Raw genomic sequence first — 7,053 nt, forward strand, 5'->3', positions numbered from 1 at the left:
GACCGCACCCATGCCATCGTCCTTGTCACGCCGAACAATCCCGGCGGCGTCGAATATCCGGCGGAAATCCTTCGCGCCTTCTACGATCTGGCCAAATCACGGGGCATCGCGCTGATCGTCGATGAGACTTACCGCGATTTCGACGCCCGCACCGGCGCGCCACATGACCTTTTCACCGATCCCGATTGGCGCGGCACGCTCATCCATCTTTATTCCTTCTCCAAGGCCTACCGGCTGACCGGCCACCGGGTTGGTGCCATTGTTGCTGATGCCGGACGGTTGAGCGAGGCAGAGAAGTTCCTTGACTGCGTTGCGATCTGCCCCAGCCAGCTGGGCCAGATCGGCGCGCTTTGGGGCATGCGGAACCTGTCGCAATGGGTGGCGGGCGAGCGCGATGAAATTCTGGCCCGGCGCCGGGCGATGGAGGCCGGGTTCACCCGTCTGCCCGGCTGGACTCTGATGGGCTGCGGCGCCTTCTTCGCCTATGCCGCGCATCCCCATCCCCTGCCCGCACCCGAACTGGCCAAGCGGCTGGTGCGCGAGGCGGGTATACTGCTTCTGCCCGGCACCATGTTCCGCCCGGCTGACGATCCGCGCGGGGCAACCGAAGTGCGGATCGCCTTTGCCAATATCGGCGTGGACGGGATCGACGAGATGATCAGGCGGCTGGCGGCGTGGACCGCCTGACCGGTCAGGCCGCCCCACCCACTCTAACCTGCCCCCCATTCGCAAGCCGATGGAAGCGTGGCGCGATCACAGTCAGGGCAACGGCCGCACCACCGGCAAGCGCCAGCGCATAGAGCGCCATGAAACCCTCAAATCCAAGCGGCCCGGCCAGCGGCTTGGCCACGCCGATGAACGTCGCGAAAAGCCAGGAAACTGACGAAACCGCGCCCTGCAGGCTCGCCAGCAGCGCCACGGCCCGGCTGCGCAGGTGCTGCCCCGCCAGCAACGGAAACAGCAGGGCATGCATCAGCGCGCCGTTCAGCACCAGAACACATATGACGGCCAGCTTGGCCATCAGCTTGGGTCGCGCCACTATTTCGGCAGGATCAAAGCCGGTGTCGATCCAGATCACCGACGCACCGGACAGGAACAGGACCGCAAGCGCTCCACTAACGCCACGGGCCGTCGCGTGCAGGTCATGCAGGTCAAGCCGGGGGGTCGAAAGAAACCGCAGGTCTTCCCGCATGACCAGATACAGGGCCACCGAAAACCCCATGAGATGCGTGAGAATAAGGAGGACGCGAAAGACTTCTATCATGGCAATACCTGTTTTTTGAGTATTTTAGTCAGTTATATTTCCGCACCCGCCCCGTCAAGCGACCCGTCCATGCTGTGACGAGCCTTGCCCCGCCCGTCCCACTGGCCTAAACACCGTCAGAACTGGTCTTTCGAAAGGGATGCCCCCATGTCGAGCCCCCTGCGCAAGAAGCGCGGCAATACGATCATCTGGATCCTTATGGGGATGCTGATCCTTGGCCTTGGCGGCTTTGGGGCCACGAATTTCGGTGGCTCGGTACGGTCCCTGGGTTCGGTCGGCGACCGCGAGATCGATCTGCGCGATTATGCCCGCACGCTGAACCGGGAAATCGCCGCGATGTCGGCACAGATTGGCCAGCCGGTCAGTTTCGCCCAGGCCCAGGCTTTCGGCATTGACCGCTCGGTTCAGGCCCGTCTCATCGCCTCGGCGGCGCTTGAGAACGAGGCGGAAAAGATCGGCCTTTCGGTGGGCGATGCCGCGGTGCGCGAGCGCATTCTGGAAATCCCGGCTTTCGACGGTCTCGACGGCAATTTCGACCGTGACGCCTATGCGCTGACCCTTCGGCAAGAGGGGCTGAGCGAGAACGAGTTCGAGGCTAAGCTGCGCGATGAAGTGGCGCGGACCCTGCTGCAGGGCGCTGTTCTGGGCGGCGCGGTGGCCCCCGAAAGCTTTGTGAATGAGGTCGCCGCCTGGCTGCATGAAACCCGCAGCTTCTCGCTGGCCGAGCTTGTGGCCTTTGACCTGCCGGATGCGGTTCCGGCACCGACAGAGGAAGAAATCACAGCCTACTACGACGCGAACCCCGCCGCCTTCACCGCCCTTGAGGCGCGGCAGATTAGCTATGTCTGGCTTTCGCCCGAGATGTTGACGGATGAGGTCACGCTGGACGAGGCCGCCCTGCGCGCGGTCTATGACGAGCGGATCGACGATTATGTCACGCCCGAACAGCGGCTGGTGGAACGTCTGGTCTATCCTGATGAGGCTGCCGCGACGGCGGCCAAGGCGCGCTATGTCGCCGGGGAGGCCACGTTCGAGGCATTGGCGGCGGAGCGCGGTCTGAGCCTTGCCGATATCGATCTTGGCGAACAATCGAAGGCCGATCTTGGTGCGGCGGGCGACGCTGTCTTTGCGCTGGACGCGCCGGGTGTTGTCGGCCCGATTGCCTCGGATCTTGGTCCGGCGCTTTATGCCATGAACGGCATTCTCGACGCTCGCGAAGTGACTTTTGAAGAGGCCCGCGACGATCTGGCCGCCGAGGCATCCGCCGACCGCGCCCGCCGTCTGGTCGCTGACCGCAGCGACGGGATCGAGGATCTGCTGGCCAGCGGTGCCACGCTGGAAGAGGTGGCGCACGAGACCGGCATGGAACTGGGGCAGATCGCGGTCACGACCGATACCGACGACGGCATTGCCGCCTATCCGGCCTTCCGCGATGCCGCGGCAGCGGCGACGGCCGAGGATTTCCCCGCGCTCGCATCGCTCGACGATGGCGGTGTCTTCGCCCTGCGCCTTGACCGGGTGGACCCGCCTGCTGTGCGCCCGCTGGACGAGGTGCGCGATGCTGTTGTCGAAGGTTGGACGACCGCCGAAACCCATAGCCGTCTGCTGGCCCTGGCCGAGACGCTGAAGACCCGGATCGAAGGCGGCAAAGCGCTTGAAGCGACCGGTGTGATCGCGACCCGCTACCAGGATTTTGCGCGCGACGGTTTCATCGCCGACACGCCGGCCCAGGTCGTGGAAGAGGTGTTTGCCCTGACACAGGGCGGCGCCACCATAGTCGATGCGGGCGGCAAGGTCTTTGTCACGGCCCTGACCGGCATCACCCCGGCCGATGCGGCAGCGGACGATACGACCCGCACCAGCACAGCCCTTTCGGCGCAGGTCGGGCAGGCGATGAGCGAGGACATGTTCCAGCTTTTCACCCAATCGATCGAGACCGAAGCAGGCGTCACGCTGGACAACGCCGCGCTGAACGCCGTCCACGCACAGATGAACTGAAGGCGGACCCCGTGGCGATGATCCCCGCATTCGACGCGTTTGAGGCCGGATGGGCCGAGGGCCGCAATCAGCTGGTCTATACACGGCTGGCCGCCGATCTCGACACGCCGGTCTCGCTGATGCTGAAACTCGCCGAGGCACAGCCGATGAGCTTCATGCTCGAATCGGTGACCGGCGGCGAGGTGCGCGGGCGGTATTCGGTAGTCGGGCTGAAGCCGGATGTTGTGTGGGATTGTCGCGGGACCCAAAGCCGCATCAACCGGCAGGCGCGCTTTGACACGGATGCGTTCGAAGCGCTGGAGGGCCACCCGCTTGACACGCTGCGCGCCCTGATCGCAGAAAGCCGGATCGACATGCCCGAGGGCATTCCGGCCATCGCAGCGGGACTGTTCGGCTATCTCGGCTATGACATGATCCGGCTGGTAGAGCATCTGCCGAACGTCAACCCCGACCCGATCGGGGTGCCGGACGCCACTTTGATGCGGCCGACGATCATCGCGGTTCTCGATGCCGTTAAAAGTGAGGTGACGGTCTGCTCCCCAGCCTGGATCGGGTCCGGCCTGTCCGCCCGTGCGGCCTACGCGCAGGCGGCCGAACGGGTGATGGATGCGGTCCGCGATCTGGAGCGGACCCCGGCGGGCGAAACCCGCTCGCTCGGCGATGCCGCGCATCTGGGTGAGATGAAGTCGAACTTCACGCCCGAGGGATACCGCGCCGCGGTCGAGACGGCCAAGAACTATATCCGCGCAGGCGACATCTTTCAGGTTGTCCCGTCGCAGCGCTGGACCGCCGATTTTACCCTGCCGCCCTTCGCGCTCTACCGCTCGCTGCGGCGCACCAACCCCTCGCCCTTTCTGACCTTCTTCAATTTCAGCTCGTTCCATATCGTCGGGGCCAGCCCCGAGATTCTGGTGCGTCTGCGCGATGACGAAGTGACGGTGCGCCCCGTCGCAGGCACCCGCCCGCGCGGCGCGACACCGGATGAGGACCGGGCGCTGGAGGCCGACCTCATGGCCGACAAAAAGGAACTGGCCGAGCATCTGATGCTGCTGGACCTCGGCCGCAACGATGTGGGTCGGGTTGCCAAGGTCGGCAGCGTGCATCCGACCGAGAAATTCATCGTCGAACGTTATTCCCACGTCATGCATATCGTCTCGAACGTGGTGGGCGAGATCCGCGAGGATGAGGACGCGCTGTCAGCCCTGCTCGCGGGCCTGCCCGCAGGCACCGTTTCCGGCGCACCGAAAGTGCGGGCGATGGAGATCATCGACGAGCTTGAGCCGGAAAAACGCGGCATCTATGGTGGCGGCGTCGGCTATTTCGCCGCCAATGGCGAGATGGATATGTGCATCGCTCTGCGCACAGCCGTGGTGAAGGATGAAAAACTCTACATCCAGGCCGGTGGCGGTGTCGTCTATGACAGCGACCCGGAGGCTGAGTTCCAGGAGACCGTGAACAAATCCCGCGCGCTGAAAGCTGCCGCCGAGGATGCGGGGCTGTTCGTCCGGGGTGGCAATTCCTGAGCCAAGGCGTCTTGCGCCGAACGCGAAACGCCTTGGCGAATGGTCGGGCTACTTATTCTTCGGCCGGAACCATCAGGGCGGAAACCGGCGCGACCAGCGTGTCTTTCGCACCCGATATCGTCCAGTCGCTCAGCGCAGCCACCGCTTCCGGGCTTGCCTCTGCCACGACCAGAACCTGCCCGGTCTGCGCTGCCTCGAAAGCGGCACGGTCCAGATAGCGCCGCATGGTCAGGCGCGATTCCCCGCGCGCATCAAGCTGGCGATAGACGACCGCATTCGGCACGTCCTTGCTTTCTGCCGCCTGCCGCGCCGGGTTCAGGCCCCGGTCATAGGTCACCAGCCCACGCCCGTCCGAGGCAAGCAGCGCCACCACATGTTGCGCCATACGCCGGTCGCTCTGGAACGGGGCGTCGGGCGCACCGATGATCGCCACCGCGTCAGGCAAAGCCTGCGTAAAGGCCTGATAGCTGACCTCCAGATCCGACGCCGTGGCGCCGGCGGGCAGTTCGGGCACCAAAATCGCGATCTCAATGCCTGCGGCACGAAGGGCGGCAGCCCGTTCAACCGCGTCGGCCCGGGTCGGGTCGATGGCCACGGTGACCGGCTGTGAAATCCCGGCAAGCGCTTCGGCCGACACCCCGCCCGATGCCGGGTCGGTCAGGACCACGCCGATCAACGGCAGGGCATCGGGATTGTCGATCGCCACCGCGCGGCGCTGAAAAGCGGAAATCTCTCCGATTTCAGGTGTGATTTCGGTTTCGACGACGGGTACTTCGGCGGTATCGCCACTGATGCTAGGCAAACGGTTGATCTTCACGCCGGGAACCGAATTCGAAAATCCGGTCTGCGGCCCGGTATCAGAGCCTATGCGCGGCTGCAGGCCGACGCCGATGATCACCGGCTTCTGCTCATCCTCGGCCCCAGCCTCCGGCAAGGGTTCCTCTCCGGCCTCTGCTTCCTCTTCCGGCGCCATTTCAGGCTCCGGGTCTATGACTGGCGCGGCCTCGGCCACCTGTTCTTCTTCTGGCTCCGGTTCGACGGCGGGAAGCGCTTCGGGTTGCGCATTTCGCGCCACTTCAGAGGCGGGGATCTCGGGCAAGGATTCCGGTTCGGGCACAAGCGCCAATGCCGCATCTGACGCAGCGCCCTGCCCCAGTTCCGGCGCTTCGGCCTCTCCCTGGGGTGGTACGGGAACCGATTGCTCGGCAGCGGGGACTTCGGCCAGGGCTTCCGGCGCGGTCGTGTCCGGTGCTGGGATCGCCTCGGGCGCGGCGGACTGGCTTTCCGGCGCTTCGGCGGGTGTCACTTCGGGCAGGTCTGGCGCGGTTTCGGCGGCCGGGGCCTCGACCACCGGGGCGTCCATGCTTTCCGGTGCCGCCTCGGCCGCAGGCGCGACCGGGTCTTCATCCGGCCGCTCGCGGGTGAATTCGGACCCGGCGGGCGCTTCAACCACCGGCGCTTCGGGCTGGGCATCAGCCGGATCAGCGGCCATTGCCAGCTCGGTCTCTGGCTCTGGCGCGGCCATCCCGGCCGGTTCCGCCTCAGCGACGGCCTCTGGCTCAACCTCGGCCTCGGGCTCTGCCATTTCGGCGGGTGCAACCTCAGCGGCCGCCTCAGGTTCGGGCTCCGGGCTCGTCACCGTCTCGGGCGCGGCCACAGCCACCTCCCCCGCTTCCGGTGTGCTCGGCTCCGATCCGGACGCGTCTGCATCGCTGCTTGCCGTGACCGCCTCAGGTGCCGATCCCGAATCCCGCAACGGCGGCGCCATCAGCGAAACCACTGAAAGACCCGCCACACTGACCAGAGATCCGGCCAGCAACCCCAAAAATAGACCTTTGCCCACGTCTGCCTCCGACGCCTCAATCCTGCGGTCCGGGGCGCATCTTGCCTTGACCCCGCCGGACTGCTCTGACCATGTATAGCCCGACACGCGGGCGCGATCACCCCCCGATTGCACCTGCAATCCGCGAAGGTGCCCTTATGTTGCTACTGATCGATAATTACGACAGCTTTACGTACAATCTCGTGCATTATCTGGGCGAATTGGGCGCCGATGTCGTCGTCCACCGCAATGACGCGCTGAATGTGCAAGAGGCGATGGCACTGAAACCCTCGGCCATCGTGCTGTCGCCCGGCCCCTGCACCCCCGATCAGGCGGGCATCTGCCTGGCCATGACCGAAGCGGCGGCCGAAACGAACACTCCGCTTTTGGGCGTGTGCCTCGGCCATCAGACCATCGGTCAGGTCTTCGGCGGCAAGGTCATCCGC

General features: G+C 65.3%; 6 protein-coding genes. 4 read left to right on the top strand and 2 right to left on the bottom strand.

Annotated elements, in window-relative coordinates; genetic code table 11:
* Nucleotides 1–687, top strand: a 687-nt coding sequence (locus WBB85_RS13120) for an aminotransferase class I/II-fold pyridoxal phosphate-dependent enzyme (RefSeq protein ID WP_432639053.1), incomplete at its 5' end; no start/stop codon positions are given.
* A 4-nt stretch (nucleotides 688–691) separates the two neighbouring features.
* On the opposite strand, the gene WBB85_RS13125 is transcribed toward WBB85_RS13120, so the two are convergent.
* Entirely contained in the window at nucleotides 692–1,210 is a 519-nt protein-coding gene (locus tag WBB85_RS13125; RefSeq protein WP_432639054.1) for a hypothetical protein, read from the bottom strand.
* Nucleotides 1,211–1,411: 201 nt separating this feature from the next.
* On the opposite strand from WBB85_RS13125, the gene WBB85_RS13130 reads away from it, so the two are divergent.
* Both WBB85_RS13130 and trpE read left to right on the top strand, forming a co-directional pair.
* On the top strand, nucleotides 1,412–3,262 hold the full coding sequence (locus WBB85_RS13130) for a SurA N-terminal domain-containing protein (RefSeq protein ID WP_432639055.1): 1,851 nt from the start codon (nucleotides 1,412–1,414) through the stop codon (nucleotides 3,260–3,262).
* Nucleotides 3,263–3,279: 17 nt separating this feature from the next.
* On the top strand, nucleotides 3,280–4,785 hold the full coding sequence (gene trpE / locus WBB85_RS13135; RefSeq protein ID WP_432639058.1) for an anthranilate synthase component I: 1,506 nt from the start codon (nucleotides 3,280–3,282) through the stop codon (nucleotides 4,783–4,785).
* A gap of 52 nt (nucleotides 4,786–4,837) precedes the next feature.
* On the opposite strand, the gene WBB85_RS13140 is transcribed toward trpE, so the two are convergent.
* Nucleotides 4,838–6,628: a divergent polysaccharide deacetylase family protein gene (locus WBB85_RS13140; protein ID WP_432639056.1), complete on the bottom strand. Its 1,791-nt coding sequence runs from the start codon at nucleotides 6,626–6,628 to the stop codon at nucleotides 4,838–4,840.
* Between the two features lie 137 nt (nucleotides 6,629–6,765).
* On the opposite strand from WBB85_RS13140, the gene WBB85_RS13145 reads away from it, so the two are divergent.
* On the top strand, nucleotides 6,766–7,053 hold a 288-nt coding region (locus WBB85_RS13145; RefSeq protein WP_432639057.1), incomplete at its 3' end, for an anthranilate synthase component II.

Source organism: Albidovulum sp. (assembly GCF_049646345.1).
In the GTDB taxonomy this organism is placed as follows: Bacteria; Pseudomonadota; Alphaproteobacteria; order Rhodobacterales; family Rhodobacteraceae; genus Albidovulum.

Coding starts and splice junctions, on each gene's coding strand:
- trpE (WP_432639058.1), top strand. CDS start 3,280: ATGATCCCCGCATTCGACGCGTTTGAGGCCGGATGGGCCGAGGGCCGC.
- WBB85_RS13130 (WP_432639055.1), top strand. CDS start 1,412: ATGTCGAGCCCCCTGCGCAAGAAGCGCGGCAATACGATCATCTGGATC.